Origin of the sequence: Lysinibacillus sp. NPDC093712, from assembly GCF_050280025.1 — a bacterium.
GTDB lineage: Bacteria > Bacillota > Bacilli > Bacillales_A > Planococcaceae > Lysinibacillus.
This window is the reverse complement of sequence record NZ_JBNNUU010000010.1, coordinates 74,268-95,367: the sequence shown is the minus strand read 5'-3', so window position 1 is coordinate 95,367 and position 21,100 is coordinate 74,268. Positions and strand designations below refer to the sequence as shown.

35 protein-coding genes are annotated in these 21,100 nt (G+C 32.2%); 26 read left to right on the top strand and 9 right to left on the bottom strand.

Going from position 1 to position 21,100, the window contains the following annotated elements:
• Nucleotides 1–32: 32 nt before the first annotated feature.
• From ACQKNX_RS22920 to ACQKNX_RS22880, 9 genes are all read right to left on the bottom strand, one after another.
• Nucleotides 33–1,085 (bottom strand): HNH endonuclease, encoded by a 1,053-nt coding sequence (locus ACQKNX_RS22920; protein WP_427430857.1) that lies wholly within the window; start codon nucleotides 1,083–1,085, stop codon nucleotides 33–35.
• 187 nt (nucleotides 1,086–1,272) lie between these two features.
• Complete coding sequence (locus ACQKNX_RS22915; RefSeq protein ID WP_427430856.1) at nucleotides 1,273–1,551, bottom strand: hypothetical protein; 279 nt, start codon at nucleotides 1,549–1,551, stop codon at nucleotides 1,273–1,275.
• 22 nt (nucleotides 1,552–1,573) lie between these two features.
• Entirely contained in the window at nucleotides 1,574–2,032 is a 459-nt protein-coding gene (locus ACQKNX_RS22910; protein WP_427430855.1) for a hypothetical protein, read from the bottom strand.
• On the bottom strand, nucleotides 2,026–2,433 hold the full coding sequence (locus ACQKNX_RS22905) for a hypothetical protein (protein ID WP_427430854.1): 408 nt from the start codon (nucleotides 2,431–2,433) through the stop codon (nucleotides 2,026–2,028). Before ACQKNX_RS22905 ends, ACQKNX_RS22910 begins: the two co-directional genes overlap by 7 nt.
• A gap of 148 nt (nucleotides 2,434–2,581) precedes the next feature.
• Nucleotides 2,582–3,016, bottom strand: a complete 435-nt coding sequence (locus tag ACQKNX_RS22900) for a hypothetical protein (RefSeq protein WP_427430853.1) — start codon at nucleotides 3,014–3,016, stop codon at nucleotides 2,582–2,584.
• A 102-nt stretch (nucleotides 3,017–3,118) separates the two neighbouring features.
• Complete coding sequence (locus ACQKNX_RS22895; protein ID WP_427430852.1) at nucleotides 3,119–4,261, bottom strand: tyrosine-type recombinase/integrase; 1,143 nt, start codon at nucleotides 4,259–4,261, stop codon at nucleotides 3,119–3,121.
• Nucleotides 4,262–4,478: 217 nt separating this feature from the next.
• On the bottom strand, nucleotides 4,479–4,838 hold the full coding sequence (locus ACQKNX_RS22890) for a hypothetical protein (protein WP_427430851.1): 360 nt from the start codon (nucleotides 4,836–4,838) through the stop codon (nucleotides 4,479–4,481).
• 461 nt (nucleotides 4,839–5,299) lie between these two features.
• Complete coding sequence (locus ACQKNX_RS22885; protein WP_427430850.1) at nucleotides 5,300–5,734, bottom strand: hypothetical protein; 435 nt, start codon at nucleotides 5,732–5,734, stop codon at nucleotides 5,300–5,302.
• A gap of 131 nt (nucleotides 5,735–5,865) precedes the next feature.
• Complete coding sequence (locus ACQKNX_RS22880) at nucleotides 5,866–6,252, bottom strand: hypothetical protein (protein WP_427430849.1); 387 nt, start codon at nucleotides 6,250–6,252, stop codon at nucleotides 5,866–5,868.
• Nucleotides 6,253–6,571: 319 nt separating this feature from the next.
• Between ACQKNX_RS22880 and ACQKNX_RS22875 the strand changes: the two genes are divergently transcribed.
• The 26 genes from ACQKNX_RS22875 to ACQKNX_RS22750 all read left to right on the top strand — a co-directional run bounded on the left by ACQKNX_RS22875 (nucleotide 6,572) and on the right by ACQKNX_RS22750 (nucleotide 21,039).
• Nucleotides 6,572–7,072: a hypothetical protein gene (locus ACQKNX_RS22875; protein WP_427430848.1), complete on the top strand. Its 501-nt coding sequence runs from the start codon at nucleotides 6,572–6,574 to the stop codon at nucleotides 7,070–7,072.
• Nucleotides 7,073–7,115: 43 nt separating this feature from the next.
• Nucleotides 7,116–7,367, top strand: coding sequence for a hypothetical protein (locus ACQKNX_RS22870; RefSeq protein ID WP_427430847.1), 252 nt, complete (start codon nucleotides 7,116–7,118; stop codon nucleotides 7,365–7,367).
• 16 nt (nucleotides 7,368–7,383) lie between these two features.
• Nucleotides 7,384–7,563, top strand: coding sequence for a hypothetical protein (locus ACQKNX_RS22865; RefSeq protein ID WP_427430846.1), 180 nt, complete (start codon nucleotides 7,384–7,386; stop codon nucleotides 7,561–7,563).
• Nucleotides 7,541–8,779 (top strand): DNA cytosine methyltransferase, encoded by a 1,239-nt coding sequence (locus ACQKNX_RS22860; protein WP_427430845.1) that lies wholly within the window; start codon nucleotides 7,541–7,543, stop codon nucleotides 8,777–8,779. Before ACQKNX_RS22865 ends, ACQKNX_RS22860 begins: the two co-directional genes overlap by 23 nt.
• A 32-nt stretch (nucleotides 8,780–8,811) precedes the next feature.
• The gene (locus ACQKNX_RS22855; RefSeq protein ID WP_427430844.1) at nucleotides 8,812–9,030 is read left to right on the top strand and encodes a hypothetical protein; all 219 of its coding nucleotides are present in this window, start codon (nucleotides 8,812–8,814) and stop codon (nucleotides 9,028–9,030) included.
• A 58-nt stretch (nucleotides 9,031–9,088) separates the two neighbouring features.
• Nucleotides 9,089–9,532 (top strand): hypothetical protein, encoded by a 444-nt coding sequence (locus tag ACQKNX_RS22850; protein ID WP_427430843.1) that lies wholly within the window; start codon nucleotides 9,089–9,091, stop codon nucleotides 9,530–9,532.
• 49 nt (nucleotides 9,533–9,581) lie between these two features.
• On the top strand, nucleotides 9,582–9,752 hold the full coding sequence (locus ACQKNX_RS22845) for a hypothetical protein (protein WP_427430842.1): 171 nt from the start codon (nucleotides 9,582–9,584) through the stop codon (nucleotides 9,750–9,752).
• 1 nt (nucleotide 9,753) lies between these two features.
• Nucleotides 9,754–10,131 carry a DUF3850 domain-containing protein gene (locus tag ACQKNX_RS22840; RefSeq protein ID WP_427430841.1) on the top strand — a complete coding sequence of 126 codons (378 nt, stop codon included), beginning with the start codon at nucleotides 9,754–9,756 and terminating at the stop codon, nucleotides 10,129–10,131.
• A 59-nt stretch (nucleotides 10,132–10,190) separates the two neighbouring features.
• Nucleotides 10,191–10,475 (top strand): hypothetical protein, encoded by a 285-nt coding sequence (locus tag ACQKNX_RS22835; RefSeq protein WP_427430840.1) that lies wholly within the window; start codon nucleotides 10,191–10,193, stop codon nucleotides 10,473–10,475.
• 311 nt (nucleotides 10,476–10,786) lie between these two features.
• Nucleotides 10,787–11,077, top strand: coding sequence for an AbrB/MazE/SpoVT family DNA-binding domain-containing protein (locus tag ACQKNX_RS22830; protein WP_427430839.1), 291 nt, complete (start codon nucleotides 10,787–10,789; stop codon nucleotides 11,075–11,077).
• A 158-nt stretch (nucleotides 11,078–11,235) separates the two neighbouring features.
• Entirely contained in the window at nucleotides 11,236–11,901 is a 666-nt protein-coding gene (locus ACQKNX_RS22825) for an EcsC family protein (protein WP_427430838.1), read from the top strand.
• 33 nt (nucleotides 11,902–11,934) lie between these two features.
• Complete coding sequence (locus ACQKNX_RS22820) at nucleotides 11,935–13,263, top strand: hypothetical protein (RefSeq protein WP_427430837.1); 1,329 nt, start codon at nucleotides 11,935–11,937, stop codon at nucleotides 13,261–13,263.
• Between the two features lie 230 nt (nucleotides 13,264–13,493).
• Nucleotides 13,494–14,660: a DNA adenine methylase gene (locus ACQKNX_RS22815; RefSeq protein ID WP_427430836.1), complete on the top strand. Its 1,167-nt coding sequence runs from the start codon at nucleotides 13,494–13,496 to the stop codon at nucleotides 14,658–14,660.
• Between the two features lie 14 nt (nucleotides 14,661–14,674).
• Nucleotides 14,675–15,337 carry a hypothetical protein gene (locus ACQKNX_RS22810; protein WP_427430835.1) on the top strand — a complete coding sequence of 221 codons (663 nt, stop codon included), beginning with the start codon at nucleotides 14,675–14,677 and terminating at the stop codon, nucleotides 15,335–15,337.
• A gap of 115 nt (nucleotides 15,338–15,452) precedes the next feature.
• Entirely contained in the window at nucleotides 15,453–15,548 is a 96-nt protein-coding gene (locus ACQKNX_RS22805; protein ID WP_427430834.1) for a putative holin-like toxin, read from the top strand.
• A gap of 509 nt (nucleotides 15,549–16,057) precedes the next feature.
• The gene (locus tag ACQKNX_RS22800; RefSeq protein WP_427430833.1) at nucleotides 16,058–16,279 is read left to right on the top strand and encodes a hypothetical protein; all 222 of its coding nucleotides are present in this window, start codon (nucleotides 16,058–16,060) and stop codon (nucleotides 16,277–16,279) included.
• A 244-nt stretch (nucleotides 16,280–16,523) separates the two neighbouring features.
• Nucleotides 16,524–16,703 carry a hypothetical protein gene (locus tag ACQKNX_RS22795; protein WP_427430832.1) on the top strand — a complete coding sequence of 60 codons (180 nt, stop codon included), beginning with the start codon at nucleotides 16,524–16,526 and terminating at the stop codon, nucleotides 16,701–16,703.
• Between the two features lie 138 nt (nucleotides 16,704–16,841).
• Nucleotides 16,842–17,066 carry a hypothetical protein gene (locus ACQKNX_RS22790; RefSeq protein ID WP_427430831.1) on the top strand — a complete coding sequence of 75 codons (225 nt, stop codon included), beginning with the start codon at nucleotides 16,842–16,844 and terminating at the stop codon, nucleotides 17,064–17,066.
• 39 nt (nucleotides 17,067–17,105) lie between these two features.
• Nucleotides 17,106–17,327, top strand: a complete 222-nt coding sequence (locus ACQKNX_RS22785) for a hypothetical protein (protein WP_427430830.1) — start codon at nucleotides 17,106–17,108, stop codon at nucleotides 17,325–17,327.
• 244 nt (nucleotides 17,328–17,571) lie between these two features.
• A complete protein-coding gene (locus ACQKNX_RS22780; RefSeq protein WP_427430829.1) occupies nucleotides 17,572–18,054 on the top strand; it encodes a hypothetical protein in 483 nt (160 codons plus the stop codon).
• Nucleotides 18,055–18,427: 373 nt separating this feature from the next.
• Nucleotides 18,428–18,646, top strand: coding sequence for a hypothetical protein (locus tag ACQKNX_RS22775; protein WP_427430828.1), 219 nt, complete (start codon nucleotides 18,428–18,430; stop codon nucleotides 18,644–18,646).
• 95 nt (nucleotides 18,647–18,741) lie between these two features.
• Nucleotides 18,742–18,927, top strand: coding sequence for a hypothetical protein (locus tag ACQKNX_RS22770; protein ID WP_427430827.1), 186 nt, complete (start codon nucleotides 18,742–18,744; stop codon nucleotides 18,925–18,927).
• 83 nt (nucleotides 18,928–19,010) lie between these two features.
• The gene (locus tag ACQKNX_RS22765) at nucleotides 19,011–19,205 is read left to right on the top strand and encodes a hypothetical protein (protein ID WP_427430826.1); all 195 of its coding nucleotides are present in this window, start codon (nucleotides 19,011–19,013) and stop codon (nucleotides 19,203–19,205) included.
• 2 nt (nucleotides 19,206–19,207) lie between these two features.
• Nucleotides 19,208–19,516 (top strand): hypothetical protein, encoded by a 309-nt coding sequence (locus ACQKNX_RS22760; protein WP_427430825.1) that lies wholly within the window; start codon nucleotides 19,208–19,210, stop codon nucleotides 19,514–19,516.
• A 73-nt stretch (nucleotides 19,517–19,589) separates the two neighbouring features.
• Nucleotides 19,590–20,015 carry a hypothetical protein gene (locus ACQKNX_RS22755; RefSeq protein WP_427430824.1) on the top strand — a complete coding sequence of 142 codons (426 nt, stop codon included), beginning with the start codon at nucleotides 19,590–19,592 and terminating at the stop codon, nucleotides 20,013–20,015.
• Nucleotides 20,016–20,049: 34 nt separating this feature from the next.
• Nucleotides 20,050–21,039, top strand: a complete 990-nt coding sequence (locus ACQKNX_RS22750) for a helix-turn-helix domain-containing protein (RefSeq protein ID WP_427430823.1) — start codon at nucleotides 20,050–20,052, stop codon at nucleotides 21,037–21,039.
• Nucleotides 21,040–21,100: the final 61 nt, after the last annotated feature.

The following is a 21,100-nucleotide window of genomic DNA, read 5'->3' as shown; positions in this document are numbered from 1 at the left end:
AATTAGGTTAGCCCTAATTTATACGTGTTTTATTATGGCTTCAAATGTTTGTATAACGTTGGATGTGATCTTATATAAGCAGCCAAACGACCTACTTCTAAAGAAGAAATTATACTTCTTATATTATCAATGATGATTTCTTTATGTTTCTTTTCCTTTGGGTTAACAACGTATGCAATTTCCTTGTAAGGTGATGGTCCTGGATAAAAATAAGAAGGACTTTCAATTGTCTCAATTACAGCAGGAATCATTCCAAATATGTTTAAGAAGAGTCGAATTTTGTTATTGTATGTGTAGACAATAAATATGTGCTCTCTATCTTTTGTTAAGATTTTTTCTGTATTCCTTAAAAGCATTTTCTCAGTAGGGTAGGTGTATAAAATATTGTTTTTAACTACAAATGGCGGATACTTATCTTTCTCTAATTGGCGGGGGAAAAGTCTAGAATAAAGGTTCTTAATATTCCCTTTTCCCACTTTATCCCATAAATAATTTCTTAATGCTGCAGCAGTATTAGATTTAGCAAAGTTAGGTATAAAAAGACAACCCAACCCAAGTATGATTTTAACTTGTTCTCTCCTGATTACACTTAAATCTAGACTTTTTTGGAAACCTACTTTCCCTACATCTACAGATTCTGAACTTACTTTAGTTATGCTTATTTGCTTCCCTTTTTTCAAAGCCTTTTTCTCAATATCCTTTAGGACTTTTTCTTGGTGCCGCGGATCTACTTTTATAGTACTCTGTTTATCATTTATCCAATCTTTACTAATGTCGGGTTTAGTTATTGGAACAAAACCCTCCTCACAAACCTTAATTTGAATAGGTTCTCCTTCTTCTGTAGAGGTTTCAATTATCTCAGTATGCTTTTTCCCACGTTTATCAGTTAGACCTGCTAAAGCGCGTTCCCAACTAATTAACCATTGGTCTTTGAATTTAACGTCTATTTGTTGATTCGCTTGAGAATTGCACTTTATACAAACATTTGAAGTTGTGATATTGCCACCAATAGAATCAGGAATAATATGTTCTTCACTTTTTAAAGTATCCTCTAAATCTTCACCACAGTAAAAACAGTTAAACATTATTAAAAACCTCCGCAAAATTTGACCTTTTTTGACTATAATTAGTCTATATTTCATTACAATTCTTGTCAAATTTTTCAAGGGGCTAGTGATGTATAATGGTACACAAAAACCCAATCTAATGATTGGGCGAAAGATTACTAAAAAAAATGCATGAAGCTGTAGACAAATAATAAAGTTCGGTCCTTTAAAGAAGAATAAAATTGTTTAACTCTTCAACACTTATGAACCCCATCTTCTGATAAATTTTTGCAACTTCTTCATCAATCTTAAAAGGATTTTCTTTATTTAATAAATAGCCTTTTGCAAAGTCAAATTGGCTTTTATGAAGCACCATTACAGGGTTTTCTTTACTAGAATTTTGAATCTTCGAGACTTCAAATTTTGAATAATCACTCTTTAATTCATAAATTTTATCATCATCCAAAGTAACATAAATAGTATGGGTATTAAATGGAATTTTCATTGTAAATCCTCCTTTTAATTGTTTAGTCTACAATCAGTTCAATCTCTACTTTAGAAATACGTTCATCTTTGTGTCCAGGTATACTGCAATCTTTATATGTAGCATAAACTTCATAGGTGCCATCTCCAAAACCTGTTTGAAACACAGTAGCAATCGTGTTTTGATATTCGGCGGCTCTAAGTTCATTGTCTGTTAGTTCACATACTTCCTCATACGAATCATTATGAATCTGAGTCCATACAAGTCCCATTTCTTTTTCTTCTATTAAGAATTGAATTAACAGCCCTTGAATAACCTCTAACTCACTTTTATCACTTGATTTGATGAAATGTTCATCTGTATCTAATACTTCTACTATATATCCTTTTTCCTGTAAAAGCTTTGTTACTTTGTTTTTTAGAGCCCCATAAAACTTCATACCTTGTGGTGTACACTCAGAAGCTTTCTTCCAATGATCTTCAATATAACATGGGTCTAACATTCTCCTTCAATCAATTTTGGTGATAGTAGGGAAGGATTCTTTGAATCAACAGCATGTTTCAAACCATAATTCCCGTCATCTTCTTCATAGATAGTTAAAAATGCCTCGCCAACAGCAGATCTCCATGTTTCACAGTGAGCAATTGTTTTAATTTTGTTATCTAAAGATTCAATAGCCGAGCAGTAATTTTCTCCAAAGGCAGTTGGTAACCAAGAACCTTCATCTTGTAGGTAATACCCAAGTTCAAGACTTTGAATGTCTCCGCCGTCCTTAATTTGTTGTAGTTCGTATAAATAATTAATTACTGGACCAATAACTACCCAAACACCGCTTCCGTACCTTTCTTTAAATGCTAGTAATACCCAATCATGTTCATCAATTAGTTTATTAATTGTTTCCATTAGCCATCTCCTCAATTAAGTAAATATTAATTTTTTTACTCACTAAAGAAAACGAATCACTCCATCTTCTTCAATTATTGCCTTTAACTCTTCCATTTGATTATTGGAGATAAAAGCTGTATAGTTCTCCAACTTACAATAATATGGTCTAATCTGCGTGTTTAGTAAGCATATCTTCAACAAAACAAGGCAAGGTGATAGTGAATTTTACAAAGAAATCGGAGGAATCAATTTTCAGTATAAATTTGTTATCCTCTATTCTACACATCCTACTATCTGAATGGTTACGGTCAAAATCATTATGAATATAGAAAATATCATTTTTGTCTGTTTCGACTTTACAAAATTTCGAATCGTAATCATAGATTACTTTATTCAAATTGACATGATATCTCCTTTTTATAGGCACTTGATATACGTCAATAATACAATCTTCAGCACCTTGAAATTTTAAATATTCGATGATTCTAAATGTATATTTATTTGTGTCACCTAGCATTAAGTGTTCAGTTTTAACAAGCTCCTCTAAATACTTTATTACTGGATCGCTGTTATCATCAAATATATTCCAAATTTTTTTCAACAAATTTTTACCTCCTGGTAATAAGACACATTAATTTCTTTTTTAATCATTCCTAAGTTTTTTATTGAAAACGATGTAGCGTCGTCCTTATGACACGTAATTTTAGATATATCCTTCAAAATTATCGGCTTCCCACTCATGAATTGCATGTTGATCAGTAGCCAATACCTTCTCCATATAAATAATTGTCGTTTCAATTTTCTCATGGCCCAGTGACTTCATAATTTTATAAATGTCTGCACCGTTTATATGGGAGATAATAGCGAACGCATGTCGAAATATATGGGGAGTGATAGCTTTATCACTTTCAATCTTAGAAAATTCTCGTTTAAATACTTGGTCCAAATAACTGGGCGAATACGCATTCCCTGTTTTAGTTGTAAAAAGGGGAGCGTGTTTATCAGCAGCCTCTATAGGTGCCAACCCTCTAACTTTTCTAAAATGCTTTATGCTTACAGCTACTTTATCCTTTAAAGGGATTCTTCGCCATTTTCCGCCTTTTCCTAAGACATCAAGATGATATCCACCTTTAAGTGTATCTTTCCTCATATGCTCAACTTTTAGCGTACACAGCTCCTCATTACGCATACCAGTAGTTACTAATACAAGTATTAAAGTAAACATTATTGGATTCTTATTTTCTTCAAAGTGTTTCAAAAGTTCAACTACTTCAGTCGGTCCCATATCGCGGTTTGGCCGATCATTACTTGTTACACTAACCGTTTTAAAGCCCTGGTGTAATGGCTCATTTATATAATTACATTCGAATAATTGTTTAAAGAAACCTTTTAAGATAGTTGTTTTTCTTTCTAGTGTTGCTATTGAGTAACCAGCTTTATTTTTTTCTTTGTTCTTTAATACATAGGGACTCTTGGTAGCCAACCACTCCTGGTAACGTCGTATGTGACGGGGTTGCAATGACTTAAACAGCGAATGGTCTTTCATCTCCTGTATGTCTACACCAATTTCTTCACTATATAATAGTAGATACTCAAGAAATTGCTCAATTTCCTCCTTATACTTCGATGTTGAACGTTTAGTACGACCGCGAGTGCTAAATAGCTGCTGAGAATGATACAGATACCACAGGACCATGTCTCGGTCATTGAATTGCTGGAAGCGGTGCTCATGGTTAATTTCTGCTTGTTCAGTAAGTGTAAGTAAATTATCCATATGCAGCGCATCGTAGTTAAAATTAAAGGAAGAGGTTCTTAGAAGGGCACTTTCATAATTTTGTAGATCCATGGTTTCCTCCTCAGTTCTAAAGAAGTCTCTAACATTACTCTTTAAATAAATGTCTTTCTTTATGAAATTCTATTGCTGAATCATTTTTAAACTTTTCTTGAATAGTACTTACATAAAGTGAAAGTTCCTTATTAATAATCTGCATTAATTAATTTTAAAATGCTAATGCAAAAGAATAGAATAACTATTCCTATAATCATATAGAAGTACTCTTCCTTTATTGAACATGTAATTCATTATCAATTATTAAATTCCATTGATTTTTTGTTACAGATTCTAAATGTAAAAAAGTGTTAATATAGAATTTGTTTTCTTGTGACAATTCTTTTTGTTCGACCAAGATGAAGTTTCCCCCATTTTTCAATTTTATCACTGTATATATACCAGGGAAGTAGCGGGCAAATGCCTCTTTTGTTTCCTCAGTAGGTTCTATAGGCTGATTTTCAAATAAACTATAAGTGTTAAAGTCAATATTTCGTAAATCTGCAATGTCTTCAGTAGTAAGGTTTTCACAAGTAAAAGATGGTTGAACCTCTGGATTCTTCTTAAATGCTTTACTTAGTTTTTGTAATATCAAAATAATTCCTCCTTGTATGTATCTATTTTTAATTTCTGTTCATGCCTTTATTTTAATTTAACTGTTTTATAAAAAGTACCTAATCAACTGATTCTCAACCTTCTTCTATAAATACCTCGTTACTACATTCACACCTAATATTAATTCTCTCCGATTGTATAGGCCAAAAGCTGAAATTTTTTGGTCCATACTCTCTTTCTGTCATACCATCAAAAACATCAATAGTATTACCGCATTTTTTGCATATAATTGTGAATCCATTTTTTCCATTACTTAATGATTACATAGGGTTCACCTCTCTTTATGGATAATTATGTAAATGTAGTTGTGAGACGAATCGAATCCTACTAGTATCCATAAAACAAATTTTCGATTCGTCTCACATTTCCTTAATACTTCAATTATCAAATCCACCCAATATTAGAGAACATAAAACAACTGCAGATAATTTCTCTGATAATTTATCTGTCCCAGTTCTTTACCCAATAAAAGCCTTCACTTGATTTATCTCTAATTTTTTCTAGATAATAGATGATATTTGCATTTAATTTTTCTAAGGATTCTCGTCTTAAATCATCCTCATCAAATAGCCTTTCTGTATAACCAAATGAATTTACGAATGGATTCTTTTCCTTAGTCAACAACTGTATTCCTTTTTCAGCAGCTTCAAATACCTTTTGAGGATCAACCAAATCATCAATTTTTTTACTTACAGGTGGATAATAAATATCGTAAACAGGTAATAACAAATCAAAATGCCCTAATACTGTAGATAAAAAAGCAGATGTTGAAAAGGTAATATCTATGTCACCATCCTCTAAGTAGTAAATCCTCTCATCTTCATAATCTACAGATTTAATTTCATAGTTTTTAAAATAAGTCCAAGAGGTTCCCATGTATAAATCACTCCTTTTCAAGTCTCTCCATCGATTTCCTTAACAGCATTAATATATGCTTCGGCCGCTTCTTCTTCATCGTCAAATCTTTTAGAATATAAAGTCTTCCCCTTACGTCTTACAACAGCTTTTCACATTTGTCTTCCAGAATCCCATGAAACTCCTTTATATTTTGACTTACCCCAAGTCTTAATTGAATTTCTAGATTTATAGCTTCGATCAACAACTTGAAGGTTATTACGAGTGTAATTTTTATTATCACCGGAATTTTTAAAAATCACCAATTTCTTATTATCTGGTGCCAAATCTAATACATATCTATTTAAATAAACAAGGTCTCTATTTTTGTCATAGCCTCTCACCTTTTTATGGGAATCTAAATGTAAGTGAGAGTCTGGATGTTCATACCATTTCCATTCAATATTTTTACACTTTTCAAAATCTTCATCATCAACCAACACAAATTCCTCTGATTGTAATGAATCACTATATTTAGTAACACGCATTTGTCTAACCATTATAAACTCCTTATGTATTATTTCTTTTCCTCTATATACCAATAAATTAATTGTACTACAGATGGATAAGTAAATCACATAAAAAAATAGTCCATTTATTTATTATAATTATTTATTTATCTATTTGCATTTTAATTATAATTATATATATAATTAAAATGCAATAATAACTAATATATGGTATGCTAAATATAAATTATTGTATAAATTGTAAATTTTGGTTTTTAACTAAAAATGGGATTTACAAAATGGAATTATTATGGAAGGAGAGTCTGGTTTCTGAATTAATTAATCTAAAATTTATAGGGGAGGGATTTTCTTGAACTTAAGGCAAAAAATTAAAATGGCGAAAAAAGAATTAAAAAAGTTAGATTCATTTCCTACTAGTAAATCTAAGCAAAATAAAAGACGACAGGAATTGACTGACTTAATTAATAGTAAGCGCCACTTAAACTCCTACACAGATGATGAAAAAATTCTAAATGGCAAGCTAACTTATATGGAATTATCTTGTGGAATGACGAAGTTGAGTTTTGTAAAAAATCCTAACGGTAAACCTCTTTCAGTAAGACAACAAATGCTTTTTAATAATCATGCTACTCAAGCATTGTTAAAATATGTTCCTGTTGTTTATGAAAAGTACAAAAATAATAATGAACTACCATCTGATTTTCATTCAATCTATACCTTATATGTCTCTACAGATAGCAAACGCGCAAAAAGACTATTCTGTAAATTGTCTATCTATCAGTTTAAAGATGGACAAAGCCTATACATTAAACAAGAAGGAAAATGGATAAAAATTATTGATAAAGATTAGTTAGTAGAGTTGAACTTACTAAGTTAGTTTCAGGAGGGTAGTAATGCATTCATCTATAGAAAACCATGAAAACGTGTATTCGACAGTAAAAGACTTATATAAAAATTATATACCTGCATCTACTATTTTCTTTGACGGGGATACATACGAACGTCAAGAAAATGGGAAACAGAGAGATACAATCATTCATTTTTACCGATGTGAAAAAGAACTGCATACCCTCATTATTCGACTAACCGATGGAGTCCCATATTTAATAGAAGGAAAATATTCAAGGACTTATGAACCTTTGTAAAAGATGTGGGAAAAAATTGCGGAAACAAAAGTCAATTGAAGATGGAATGGGACAGTTATGCAGAAAGAAATCGGAAGAAGAAGCGGCATACTTAGAGTTTTTAAAAAATCAGATGACTATTTTTGATTCTGAATTCAACTTAAATGAACATAACCAACAAGGAGGTGACGAAATTGAAGCAATTAAGCTTATTTAGAGAAATTATCGTTGATAACTTTGCCGGTGGCGGCGGTGCAAGTACGGGCATTGAAATGGCAACAGGTATGAGTGTAGATATTGCAATTAATCATGATCCGGCAGCTATTGAAATGCACAAGTTAAATCATCCAGACACCGAGCATTACTGTGAATCAGTATGGGACGTAGACCCAAAAGAAGCATGTAAAGGGAGAAAGGTAGGGCTTGCATGGTTTAGCCCTGATTGTACGCACCATTCAAAGGCGAAAGGGGGCACACCTGTTAAACAAGAAATAAGAGGGCTTGCTTGGATTGCTGTTAAGTGGGCATTAGCTGTAAAACCTAGAGTCATTATGTTGGAAAACGTAGAGGAATTTAAAGATTGGGGACCAATCGAAAATGGTAATCCCATCAAAGAGCTGAAGGGAAAGACATTTCAGAGCTTCGTAAAAGCACTTGAATCACTAGGATATGAAGTAGACTTTAGGGAATTGCATGCATGTGATTATGGTGCACCTACTATCCGTAAACGGTTTTTTATGATTGCTAGATGTGATGGTAAGACAATAAAATGGCCTGAGCCAACGCATGGAGATCCACAATCACCAGCTGTGCAATTAGGGAGATTAAAACCTTGGCGTACTACAAGTGAAATAATTGATTGGAGTATCGGCGCACCGTCTATATTTGAACGCAAGACACCACTAGTACCAAATACACTAAACCGTATTGAAAAAGGTTTATTCAAGTTTGTCATTAATACAGATAACCCGTATATGGTGAGCGAGGATATAGCTGCATACCTTATCAGTTATTACACTGAACGTACTGAAAATGAAGTAAGAGGGTTGTCATTAAATTCACCCTTACACACTATTACGGCTGGAGGTAATCGGTTTGCTGTAGTTTATGCATTCATGACTAAATACTATGGTCAGAGTACTGCACAAGGCTTAAACGAGCCACTCCACACTATAACAACAAAAGACCGATTTGCTTTAACAACCTGCATAGTAAGAAATCAGCAAATCATTGATATTGGATTGAGAATGATGCAACCTCATGAATTATTTGCTGCTCAAGGTTTTCCGAATAACTATCACCATCCAGGGAAAAAAGCTGAACAAATTAAGAGAGTGGGAAACAGCGTACCACCACCATTCGCTGATGCATTAGTTAGAGCAAATTTACCTGAATTGTGTGCAAGTAGCAGTCGTTATGCAGTAAACATTTAAAAACTAACTAAAACTAATAGGAGTTGTAGATAATGGCACAATATACTTGTGAATGTTACGCGAATGGTCCAAATGGAAGAATATATGTTGGTAATAGGGTGCGATGCAGTTATAGCGTTAATGGAGAAAGTGGTGGTTGCTGGCATGGTGAAGTAACACGTATTACAATACGTGGCATATACATCGATGTCGGTAATAAACGTGATAAGTATGTACCTTTTGTAGATATTCAAGACATAATATTAGCTTGATATATAGCTAATCAATTGAAAAAATTTATTGTATATGTAGAGTAAAGGAGAGGACAGCATGAACGTTTATGAATCACCTGAAATGTATTCTACAGAATTAAATATGTCACTTGCACAAGCAGAAATCCGTTTAGCCCATTTTGAAAAAGCACGCGAAAAAATGAAGCAATCACGACAATGCCCAAAGTGTCAACAATACACATTAAAAGTTGAAGGTGGCGAATGGGAATCTGGAGTAAGAGATTGGGTATATTGTGCCAACGAAAAAATTGAAAAAACAGATGATGGTGGAGATTCAATTTTTGTTGATTGTGATTTTACTGATGATGTAAAGAATGAGTATTTATTCGCATTTCATCACGATTTTGATGCTGTGCTTATGATGGCGTGTGGATTAGATATACATGATGAAAAAGCCGTTTTACATAACATTGGTGAAGCATGGAGTAAGTTTGTTGAAAAAGATACTAAGAAATTTACTCAGTTAGTCAATGTTTCTTGATAATTACTACTGCACTATAGAAGGATATTGTTCAGGAGGGAGAATATTTATGGGGTGGCAATTAACATTTCATTTCGAAGATTTTCCAAAAATAAGTATGTGTGGTTTTGTTACAGCGTTAAACAAAAAGAAAGCAATTGAAAAATTCAAATCAGATTACCCAAACTTAGCAAGCTGCATCATTACAGAAGTAATTCCATATGAGGAAGGGAGCAAGTGAAATGACAGTACATGAATTAAAAATTGCACCGGAATATTTTGGTCCAGTATTTGATGGCATTAAAACATTTGAAATCCGTAAAGATGATCGTGGTTATGAAATTGGCGATTTAATGCATTTAAAGGAATTTAACGGAGAGGCATACACTGGTAAGTCAATAATATTGGAAATCACTTATACAACAACCTACAACCAAGAACCTGGATATTTGGTGCTAGCTATTAAAGAACCGAATTTTGAAGTGTTAAATGGTGTGTTCGGCTACAACAAAGCAGCATGCCTCAATATGGGTTACGATCCGATTTGGGTACTTGACCATGCAACTGACGAAGATTTAGAAGAGTCCATTTCAGCAGTTGATGCAGCAGATGCATTATAACTAGCATTCCGAAAAAACATATTTGAAATATTTTGTTCAGTAATTAGGAGGGATAGAGAATGCTGCAAGAAAGAATTTTTATTTTTGCTTTTAATAGATCCAGCGAAGGTTATATCAGCCCGGACTCTTGCTATCGAGGTTACTTTGATGGACAAGATTTTATCCCTAGAAAAATCGGTTATTGCGAATCAATAGAAGAACTTTACAAATATGATTATGTTCAGTTTTTCGGAGATAACGGCGCTCAAATGCATATACCAAAACGTGAATATCGAGATCTACTTGAATCGATGAAAAGTTCTTATTTAGAGGTTTTTGGAAAAGAACAAATTTCACTATTTTAATTGAACTACTGCACAATATGAGGAAATTGTGCAGTAAGAAAGGGCGTTTGAAAAATGGATACTAGCGAAACTTTGAATGTAATATGCATGTTTATTAGTCTGATAGGGTTGTGTATCGGAGGTTACAATCTTATTTACATATCCAATCAAATGAACCTAAAGTATTAAATAAAAGAAAGAAATATATATCCTTAAGTTATTGCATTATCTCTTTAGGGTTTGTGGGATATTTAATGATTATGAAATAGATTTGTTTACTAAACAATTTGAGGATAATAGACAAAAATATATTATATTACGGAGGAATAGAGATGAAATCAACAGGTATTGTTCGTAAAGTCGATGAATTAGGACGTGTAGTAATTCCTATGGAGTTACGAAAAACTTTAAGAATTAACGAAAAAGATCCACTAGAAATATATGTGGATAAAGAGGTAATTATTTTAAAGAAATACTTACCTGATATGACATGTGCAGTTACAGGAAGTATATCTGACGATAATCATAAATTGTTAGAAGGAAAATTAATATTAAGTGATCAAGGTGCGGAAGTATTACTAAAAGAAATTCAGTTACAACTGTTGAAGAAAAAGAGTCTTTAAGTTAGATAGCTTTTATATCCCAATGAACATTAGTAGCAGCATGCACCCAGTATGCTGCTTTTATTATTAGAAAATTAATATGCATACACCCTTATAAACTATAGTATGTTACTATCATTTAATATAACAGAATTACCAAAATTTAAATTTATTAGGGGGTGATAAATTTGGTAAGTAACGAAGGAAATGTCCAAAAAATTTTAGATTGGACATATGAAAAGGTCTTAATAGGTATACCTGGCACCTATTCGGTGTATGAACTTTCTAATAGCTATTTATCAAAAAATCCAACTAAAGATAAGGCTATTGATAGCTTAATTCGCTGGCAACAAAGTAAAGCAGGGGCAAACGGCTTTGCTGCAGGTTTGGGTGGTCTTATTTCTTTGCCCATAGCAATACCTACAAATCTTGTTTCAGTCATGTATATGCAAATACGGATGATTGCTGCCATTGCTCATATACGTGGCTATGATTTAAAAGATGACCAAGTTCAAACATTTGTCTATGCATGTTTAACAGGTCAATCCGCTTCTGATTTAATAAAACAAAACGGCATTATAATTGCATCTAAAATTGGGAAAGTACAAGTACAAAGAATACCAGGTAAAGTATTGACACAAATCAACCAAAAGGTGGGCTTTAGATTAGTAACCAAGGCCGGTGAGAAGGGTGCTGTAAATTTAGGGAAAATGATCCCGCTATTAGGTGGTGTTGTCGGAGCTACATTCGATGCATCTACTACATATATAATAGGTAAAGCTGCTAAAAAAACCTTCATTGAAGGTGGATATGATAACGATAACAAAATTATTTTAGAGATTTAAATTATAATCGAAAGAATAGAGGAAGAAAATAATATGATAGAACCTTTTCAAACCTTTTCAGGACGGAAGTACAAGGAAATAAAATCGTTATTTTATGATTATAATAATCATTTAAATGATGATAAAAAATGGTTGTTCGAACGATTTGATTATGGGAAGTATGATGACTTCCCAGAAGAATTTTTACGTTTTGTTACTGAAAACTATGAAAACTACGATACCTTTAAAAATCATTTATTTAAACACACCAATGAATCATTAGCTGTATCATTCAGTGAAATGGCGAGTGATTTTAGGCATGCAGCATATGCTTGTGCTACGTTTATGCTTGAAGGACCATATATAGAACGTTTAGATAAATTAATATTTCCATTGGCATACTTATATCGTCATTCACTTGAATTACTTATCAAAGGAACTATTTTAAAGACCAATAATATCAATTTGTCGAGTGTAACAACCCACGACTTAAAGGAACTCTTGAATAAAGTCAATTGGCCGGATAATTTAGAATCATTTAATCCGCATATAGAATGGTTAAAATCCTTTTTAGATAATTTTTCGACATTTGATAAAATGTCTGATTCATTTAGATATCCTTTCAAAATAAATTCTGAATCCAATATAAAGAAAATGAAATTCGTCTTTGAAGAACAAAGAAACATTTGCATAGTTTCTTTAGTCAAAAAATTCGAGTATTCGTTTGAAATTGTCTCACAGATATACAATGGGGATTTCACTGATATTACAGTTGAGGATTCCAAAGAACTTTCAACAGATTTTTTGGACGCTGGTACAGAGTATTATGCCATGAGTGTAGTTGGCAGAAAATACAATCAGAGTGATTTATATTTGTATGCAGATTCATACAATGATTTAGCTGAACATCTATTTAAACAGACAATATTGGATAAGAAGGATATAGCCAATGAAAGATATTTCAAACCAATCTGCTATCTTCTTCAAAATGCTATAGAAGTACAATTTAAAGCTATATGTATGCGTGTTTTTGACCACCAATCAGCTTTAAAATTACAGTACCAAAATAAGCACGATATTAAGAGGATTTGGAATAAGATATATGAGCAAATTAAAACTTATGGATGGGTTGATAGTTATAAAACTAAATTAGACCTCACATTTAATTATCTATCGCCAAGCGAGGTGACCGTTCCAGTTGATACACACTCTTTTAGGTATCCAGTTAATAAAAATGGTCAAAAAACCTTTAAGGACACCAAATTCCATATTGGATATGTATATTTTTTCCTAAGAGATTGTTTTCAAGTAGTATCAGGTCTTTATTATGATTGTGATGAACAACTTCAAATGGAATATGAACTACGAGAATTTACAACTTGAGATTTACAATACCTTGCTTTAGTTGTATTAAGGAGTAGGTATTTACGAAAAAACTGTATCCATTTGTAAATGACTGTAGATATGGATTAGAAAGCATTGCATTTGCGCAATGCTTTTTATTTTATACAATTAAACATTTGCATTTGTTTTTAAATTATATGTATAATTAAATTATTAGAATATACACCAAAGAAGAATAGGGAACCGATATGGAAGGAGCGGGATTATATATGTATTTACTGAAAGCGGAGAATTGCTTTTCACCAAAACAAACACTGATTGATGAATACAATAAGCTACACAAAGTTATAAGTGGTTATTCTATTCATGATATTTCTAAGCAGCATTTAATTTACAACGCTAGATTAAAAGAGTTAGGTGAAATTCTACAAATTAATCATAAACAATTTACTGCTTCAAGATTTATGTGTGAATTTTGTTCTGAAGTTTATCCTGCACATGAAAGATTAGACCATAACGAGGAAGGCTATTGGTGTGACAGCTGCGATTGCTTTAATTACTTTAGCAATGCACGTTCAGCTAAAGATCGATTTATTTTAATCTTAGAAGATGCGACTGCTCCTGCAGTTCATATTCCTAAAGATATAAAAAGGAAATTAAGCGCGCAGCTTTCTCCGCTTCGATACCCAGGAGGCAAAAGCAAACTAGTACAATATTTATTTTCTCACATACAAAAAAGTAAACGTGATGTACTATATTCACCCTTTGCTGGAGGAGCAAGCTTTGAATTCGCCTTACTTCATGCTGAAGCAATTAATCACCTACATCTAAATGACTTAGATTTTGGTATCCATTCCCTATATTGGACGATTCTTAATATGCCTTCAGAGCTTATTTATCGAGTAAACAACATACTACCCACAAGGACAGATTACTTTAAAGCCCAACAAAATATACGAAACGGTTTCAAAGGAATGAACATGCTAGAAGCAGCATGGGATACGCTCGTAGTTAACCGCCTTGCTTATAGTGGTATACCTAAAGCTAATCCATTAGGAGGGAAGAAGGGAACACAAGACCAGCTATTATCACGTTGGAACCCGAAGTCATTGTCGGCTCGTATCCAGTCCTTAGCGAATTTGGCTGATAAAATCACATTATACTGTGAAGATGCCTATGGTTTTGTTGAAGAGGCCTATTGGAATACCGATGCTCACATCTTTTTAGATCCACCCTATGTAAAAAAAGGACAAGCTCTCTATAATCACTTCTATACCGAACAAGACCATACAAAGCTTGCCTTCCTACTCAATGAATTGTATAAAGGTATGCCTGGTGCCGATATTATTGTTACATACGATCTCGATAAACTTATTACTGATAGTTATGAGCACCAAACAGAAGCCCATATCATTGGAAGACGATATTCCATATAGAGAGGATGAAAAACATGATTTTATTATTTGAAATGGGATTGCAACAAGAAGCAATTCAAAACTTAACGACACCTTTGAAGTATGGCCTCATGGCGATGCTTGGAATTATAACTATCGGAAAAATGATTACAATAGTTTTTCAATATCAGATTAGTTCAACACCAGAAATTAAAAATGATTTTTCTTTTTCCAACCAGCTTCCTGAATGGCCATATTTTCAAAAAGCAATTGTAAACATCAATTCAAGTCTGAGCAATTGGGATAAAGTAAACCTTGAAGCGGAGCATACAAATATCCTCAAAATTAACAAATACAATATAAAAATATATAAAGAAATAGCAGTGTATCTAAATGAATTTGGCGTTTCAAAAGACATATCCTATATTTTTTTACAAAACGAAGAACTGCTCAAACGTATTGCTACGGATATAGAAAGGCAACCTTCAGGGAAATCAAAAGTTTTATTGCACTTACATATAAAAATGGCTGAAGAACTAAAGGCTATAAATATACAATTGGAAAGCGCTATGGAAAAACATATTAAGGTACTGCAAGAAGACTATTTAATTGAAGAAAAAATATCTAGAATTGATACGCAAAAAATAATAGAATCCCGTACCAATTCTGAAGAAAAAAACACTAACTACAAGCCCTTTTTTAATGAAGAAAGTAAATAGTTTCCCTCTAAAATATGGTATAATTAAAGAGTAACTAGATAGAGGTTTCATGGGTGGTTGGCAATCAATTTAACCAATCTTCTTCTTTTTTTTGAAGGGAAAGGAGTTGATGCCAATGACGGTTTTTGAAAGTCTGATGGTAGCAATAAGCTTCACTACGCTTATTGTGTCAGTACTAGCATTGTCATTTACTTTTACACAAAAAAAGTAAACCCCCTCCGCCTCGCAAGCTAAGAGATGGTTTACTTTCATCACTTTGCAAATCGCCTTTGAAGCGATTCGTCTTGTTACAACGACCATTTAGTGCGGTAACACTAAATGGTCTTATTTATTTTATATACATCTTCATAAGGAATTATAACATCTTACCAAGTTTTTCTCAATAAAAATAGTTCCTAAATACTGGATTGGAAAAGAGAGGATAAAATTGCCCTCTTTTTATACATATAATTTAAAAACAAATAAAATAAATCAAAATATAGATAATTATTGTATAATTATAATAAAAAGTAATGAGAACTATAATGGAAAGAAGGTTTTAATGGATATGAGCAATTTCTTAGAATACCTAGGGGGAATAATTATAATAATGACCCCATTAATATTCTTATTTTTTTATAAACTCGGGTTTAATATGGAGTTAGATAATATTAGTGTCCGTGTTCTTCTTAAAAAAATAATTTTTAGAATCAAAGAAAGGTAGTTTTAGGTGAGGTATTCATGAAAAATATAGAATTAGGAGTTAGTGATGATTATCTTGTTGAATTTCAAAAACATTCGTTGGACGGATATACTACATCGTATACTCTAGAGTTAAATTTTTATAATAAAAAAGAAATAATTGGTGTAATAAATATAATCTTTGACGTAATTGGATATGGAACAGAAGGTTTCGATGGAGGAATTGATAATATCAAGTTATGTATTTTGAAGATCCACTAAATAAAGAAGAGTATCTTGACGATAACGAGGCATTCATTTATATTTTCACAAACTATGGCAGAGATATTATGACTATAGTTGATTTAGCTTATGATACTTTAGAGGAGTTTTATACAAAGGGGACTCCTTTGAGTCGATTTGCTAATCATTTCAAATAAGTTTTCTCGCTCAGAAGTGGCTAAAGATTGTTGAAAGATATCATTATTCTTGAATGATGAAAATGTACTGGAAGGGACTTCATATAATGACTTTATATAAAGTAATTGTGGAACAAAAAATAACCAAAAGGGTTCTAGTAATTGTTGATGCGGATTCTGATGAAGATGCGATTGGCAAAGCACGTGAAAGAAACATTATCGCAGCTGAAACAACAATAGATATGAAAATTGACGAGTTTATCCCCATTGAAACGGATAAATATTAATGACCAATTTGAAAATATTATATCTACTCTTCGATTGGATACATAGCAGCTATTGATGTTATATTCTTAGACTAATAGTTCACTTTGAGTAAATTATGCAATTTAAATAAACAAATTTAGAGTATAGGAAGTGTTTCATTGTTTATACGTAAAGACCAACTGTATATTGATAGAAATAGTGTAGGACCATTTAAAGTGTACTTAGCGCTAGAGAATGCAGAAAATGCGGATGATATAGTTAAAGTTATAGAACTGGTAGGAGATTCTATTGTTTATCTTACAAGCAAAACCGTGATTGCTTTTGAAGGTAATTTAGAAAAGGATTTATTGGCCGTGGCAATGAAATATAACTACACAGTATGAGGAACATTGCGATGAGAGAATAAGAAGGGAGAAATTAAAATGGGCTTTTTAGATGTTCTTTACTTTGCAATTTTCGGAGGTATTTTAATTATCACTTCAACTATTTTACTTTTTAGTTTGAAAAGTACAGATGATGAAGTTAAGAAAAAATATTACCAAAAGACATACTCACCTTTTTTAGTAGGTTCCGTTGTTATGTTAATAATCTATCTACCTATTGTAAGTATAGGCAATACTGTAGTGAATTTAATGAACAAATAAAAGAAAATGTACAATAACATAGCACATAACTCATTGGATAGTGGTATGGATTTTACAAGTTAAGCTATTCGAACTTTTGAAGTTAATGGAGGAAGTCCTGTTTGTTCAAGTCAGAATGGATTATGTGAGTAAACGAAAGATATTATTCAGTAGTCGATAGGAGATGAATCCATTTAATTTAAAAATTCACTAAAAAGGAGATAAATATGAAGTGTCAACAGGCTAAAGGGGGATATATCTAACCGTGTTCTGGAAATTAAGATACAGATATAAACAGCATAAGACAGATATAGAGATACTTAATAAATTGCCAATTTTTGAGCCTTACTTAAAGATGCGTGATTTAAAGGCATTTAGAAGTTGGGATATTTATCTCACAATTAATAATATTAAAGAGATGATTTTAGCTACTTCTTTAAATGATAAGGACTTGGAATTGTTATATGACATATTGTATGAAAGGTCCGAAGAAATAGAGGCTTTAATAGTTTATATATCTATACATCTTCCTGAAGAGCGGAAGTCCAATAAGCAATATAAGGAGATAGAGGAATGGTGGTTTTACTATAATCTTTGCTATAACGACATTACTAAAGGTCTATTTGCTAAAATTACAATATTTTTAGAACAGTGTAGAATTCAAAGGTTCAACTCCTTACATCAAGATTGGGAAAATGAATATCCAAAGAAAATTAGTAAATTGAATCGGAAAGAAGAAGTTAACTAATATGAAAGGAACTATAACTAAGAATTGGAAAGTTATATCGACGATTAAAAGAATTTATAATTGTATACAATTTTCTTTCCTATCGTGATTTTTATTATGTTAATTGAAACGATATTATTTTATACATTTAGATTACCAATCCTCAAATTCAGTTTGAAATAAACTAAAGAAGAGGGTATACGAAAACGACATAAAAGAACTTATGTCGCTATGATTACTTTGTGTATCATTGTTATTACGCTATATGTTGCTGCTCTTAGTATAGGCAATGCTATATTTCCTGGTAGTTACTGAAAATTATGAAGATCATGTTAGAAACATTGAGGATTTTGGACACTGGACAGATTTTAAATAGAAGGGTGTAGATGAGGATATGGATAAAGAAAAAGTTAAGGAAATGATATGCAAGGCAATAGACAACATTCCCGATTGTGCTGATATTGTAGATTGCTACACGGAACATGGTTTTGGTAATAGCCAGGCATTTATAAAAGTCGTTATTAAAGTAAAGGAAGAAACAGAAGAGAATATAAAACAGTTTCATAACATAGCACATGAAGCATTTGATAGTGGGATGGATTTTACAAGTTAAATTAATCACTTTTGAAGTTGATGGAAGAAGTTTCAGCCAATATGGTTTGTGTGAGTAGGTACTGCACAATACGAGGAAAAGGAGATTGAAATGAAATGGGAATACAAACAAATGAAAATTTAGTAATAGCAAGAGAAGATGAATTGAAAGGCAGCGAATTAAAGTCTATTGTCCTCTCAGAGCATATAAAAGATCAAAATGGCATTGTTATGAAAGAAGAGGATAGTAAAGAATACGAAAATTTATTTAATGCTTTAAACATTACTGTGACAAAGATATAAGTGACTGGACAATCTTTTGTGTTCGGTTCTTTGAAAGATATTGTTCAGCAAAAAACAATAAAACATTCAGAGGGGAATTATTAATGGAAAATCATGAAAAATTGGATATTCTAAACGGTATAGAAATTCTAAAAAATAAAGGTTATCAAATTGTCACTATAGATCTATCCTCAACCTCTACATCTTATTATAATCCTTTTGAAATTGGTTTTAACAAATTAGAAGATGAGATTGAGGATGACATTAATAAGCGGTTAGAAGATAAAGGAGATTTTTAATAATGACCGATATCATCTCATTTATGGTTTCAATCATTGACTATCTAGGCACTACCAAAAGCATAATTATACTCATTATCAGTTTCTTTCTTTTACTTCTATTAATGTATATCTCCGTTCTAGCGGAGCATAGCTCTTTACTAGACATTTTACATTATCGAACATTCATAGTTATTGCAACTAAACCTGAAGGTGAAGTAATCAAAGTAGAATTGAAAGCATGGGGACGTATTAATGCTGTGGAAAAAGCAGCTAAAAAAATAGGGTATACAAATGGCGAGCAATTTACTGTTACTGAAATTAAAAATTAGATTAGAATTCGATATAGAAATTTCAGAATAAAACATCTTTTTGCACTACTACTTAATTCTTAATAAGGGAGTTATGATGATGGAAGTCCTTGAACAAATTGAACTGGAACTGTTTGATGAAAATCTGCTGAACTATAAGCCTAATATCCAGATTAAAAACGAAACAGTAGAAATAAATAATCGTCAATATGAAGATATATTATTGAATAATCATGTGTTACCATTATTGCGAGGCATTGGCACAAATTTAGAACATTTACGCGTATGTGTGCGTGATGTAAATGATACTTGGATGGTAGTAGAAGTAGCTACAAGTGAAATATGTGCCTCTATGACTATTTGGAATAACGGCAATAAAGATTTCATTCACTGGAGCTCTAATATGAATCGTGAAGCATTTTTAAACCAGTATTTTAATCGATATAAGCCAGCTCAATTGTTCTATTTAGAGAAGGGCTTAGAACATAATACAAGTAGCTTCTTTAACTATAAGACCTAATCTTATAGTTGATTTATTGAAAGGAATGAATGTGGTGCAAAATAATGAAAAAGAAATTGAAGCGGGTCTAACACTTAAAGAGGTTGCTGAGACTTTAAACATCGCTGAGTCTACAGTCTATAAATACATCGAAAAAGGGCTCCTTGAAGAAGTTGAACAGCCTAACTTAAAATATACAGTCAATGGACAACGGTTATTTAATGCAGAAAGTGTTTTAAATTTGAAAGCACAGATGAGTGCCACTAGTGATCACATTAGTTTAAATTCATATGCCAAAGAAAAGAAGGTCAGCCCGGAGTTATTAAAGAGGATTATTGCTGATAATGATATCGAAATCCCAATGGGTTATCATGGCTTGCGACAAACTTATTTAATATCACCTGAAATAAGAGAAACTCTAGATCAACTCATATTAGAAAACAATTTTTCGCATTTCAGAACAAAGAGTAACTACTATAATAGTAAGCTTAATATAGCCTTACTGCAGCCTTTTGTTGATGAAAATGGTAGAACATACCGCATTATGATAGAAGGGCGTCGTTGGGGTTTCTATACAGAAACAGGGTTTATAGAATATGGAGCTATAAAAGATATACAGCCGTTATATGATATTCATAAACCTACAGTCCGCTCTACTTTGTATGTGAACTTTTCTATCCCTAAAAATGAGAAAAATGCTTATTTATACGTGGATGCTATCTACAATATATTTGGCATAGAGAATGCTCAATTAATTTTAACTGATGAAAGTATTAATGGACGGATTAAAATGAATAACTGGAAAGTGGCCAGTCATTCAGAACATATCGACAGGCTCTTAGAATTAAATAACTATACCCATAATGGTGAAGTAAAATTAATTGATCATGTATTACATGTAGTTAGCTTTGATAAACGGGTTGTGGTTGTTCTTCCTGCACAGTACCATGAGCGACTATCAGAACTTGCTAACAAACAGAACACGACAGATAGTAAGATGGGCCAAAAAATAATTCAAGATTTCTTAAATAAACAGCAAGAATAAGTATACATTATGAACAACTCGCATGTTTCACACATTGTCCATTAGAAAATAATATTGAACA

What these genes read in the sequence shown, in the direction of transcription:
- ACQKNX_RS22915 (WP_427430856.1), bottom strand. Translation starts at nt 1,551, where the DNA reads ATGAAAATTCCATTTAATACCCATACTATTTATGTTACTTTGGATGAT.
- ACQKNX_RS22885 (WP_427430850.1), bottom strand. Translation starts at nt 5,734, where the DNA reads ATGGGAACCTCTTGGACTTATTTTAAAAACTATGAAATTAAATCTGTA.
- ACQKNX_RS22895 (WP_427430852.1), bottom strand. Translation starts at nt 4,261, where the DNA reads ATGGATCTACAAAATTATGAAAGTGCCCTTCTAAGAACCTCTTCCTTT.
- ACQKNX_RS22770 (WP_427430827.1), top strand. Translation starts at nt 18,742, where the DNA reads ATGGGAATACAAACAAATGAAAATTTAGTAATAGCAAGAGAAGATGAA.
- ACQKNX_RS22775 (WP_427430828.1), top strand. Translation starts at nt 18,428, where the DNA reads ATGGATAAAGAAAAAGTTAAGGAAATGATATGCAAGGCAATAGACAAC.
- ACQKNX_RS22760 (WP_427430825.1), top strand. Translation starts at nt 19,208, where the DNA reads ATGACCGATATCATCTCATTTATGGTTTCAATCATTGACTATCTAGGC.
- ACQKNX_RS22910 (WP_427430855.1), bottom strand. Translation starts at nt 2,032, where the DNA reads ATGTTAGACCCATGTTATATTGAAGATCATTGGAAGAAAGCTTCTGAG.
- ACQKNX_RS22795 (WP_427430832.1), top strand. Translation starts at nt 16,524, where the DNA reads ATGACTTTATATAAAGTAATTGTGGAACAAAAAATAACCAAAAGGGTT.
- ACQKNX_RS22820 (WP_427430837.1), top strand. Translation starts at nt 11,935, where the DNA reads ATGATAGAACCTTTTCAAACCTTTTCAGGACGGAAGTACAAGGAAATA.
- ACQKNX_RS22830 (WP_427430839.1), top strand. Translation starts at nt 10,787, where the DNA reads ATGAAATCAACAGGTATTGTTCGTAAAGTCGATGAATTAGGACGTGTA.
- ACQKNX_RS22835 (WP_427430840.1), top strand. Translation starts at nt 10,191, where the DNA reads ATGCTGCAAGAAAGAATTTTTATTTTTGCTTTTAATAGATCCAGCGAA.
- ACQKNX_RS22880 (WP_427430849.1), bottom strand. Translation starts at nt 6,252, where the DNA reads ATGGTTAGACAAATGCGTGTTACTAAATATAGTGATTCATTACAATCA.
- ACQKNX_RS22905 (WP_427430854.1), bottom strand. Translation starts at nt 2,433, where the DNA reads ATGGAAACAATTAATAAACTAATTGATGAACATGATTGGGTATTACTA.
- ACQKNX_RS22840 (WP_427430841.1), top strand. Translation starts at nt 9,754, where the DNA reads ATGACAGTACATGAATTAAAAATTGCACCGGAATATTTTGGTCCAGTA.
- ACQKNX_RS22845 (WP_427430842.1), top strand. Translation starts at nt 9,582, where the DNA reads ATGGGGTGGCAATTAACATTTCATTTCGAAGATTTTCCAAAAATAAGT.
- ACQKNX_RS22870 (WP_427430847.1), top strand. Translation starts at nt 7,116, where the DNA reads ATGCATTCATCTATAGAAAACCATGAAAACGTGTATTCGACAGTAAAA.
- ACQKNX_RS22785 (WP_427430830.1), top strand. Translation starts at nt 17,106, where the DNA reads ATGGGCTTTTTAGATGTTCTTTACTTTGCAATTTTCGGAGGTATTTTA.
- ACQKNX_RS22800 (WP_427430833.1), top strand. Translation starts at nt 16,058, where the DNA reads ATGAAAAATATAGAATTAGGAGTTAGTGATGATTATCTTGTTGAATTT.
- ACQKNX_RS22850 (WP_427430843.1), top strand. Translation starts at nt 9,089, where the DNA reads ATGAACGTTTATGAATCACCTGAAATGTATTCTACAGAATTAAATATG.
- ACQKNX_RS22815 (WP_427430836.1), top strand. Translation starts at nt 13,494, where the DNA reads ATGTATTTACTGAAAGCGGAGAATTGCTTTTCACCAAAACAAACACTG.
- ACQKNX_RS22755 (WP_427430824.1), top strand. Translation starts at nt 19,590, where the DNA reads ATGATGATGGAAGTCCTTGAACAAATTGAACTGGAACTGTTTGATGAA.
- ACQKNX_RS22810 (WP_427430835.1), top strand. Translation starts at nt 14,675, where the DNA reads ATGATTTTATTATTTGAAATGGGATTGCAACAAGAAGCAATTCAAAAC.
- ACQKNX_RS22805 (WP_427430834.1), top strand. Translation starts at nt 15,453, where the DNA reads ATGACGGTTTTTGAAAGTCTGATGGTAGCAATAAGCTTCACTACGCTT.
- ACQKNX_RS22855 (WP_427430844.1), top strand. Translation starts at nt 8,812, where the DNA reads ATGGCACAATATACTTGTGAATGTTACGCGAATGGTCCAAATGGAAGA.
- ACQKNX_RS22920 (WP_427430857.1), bottom strand. Translation starts at nt 1,085, where the DNA reads ATGTTTAACTGTTTTTACTGTGGTGAAGATTTAGAGGATACTTTAAAA.
- ACQKNX_RS22765 (WP_427430826.1), top strand. Translation starts at nt 19,011, where the DNA reads ATGGAAAATCATGAAAAATTGGATATTCTAAACGGTATAGAAATTCTA.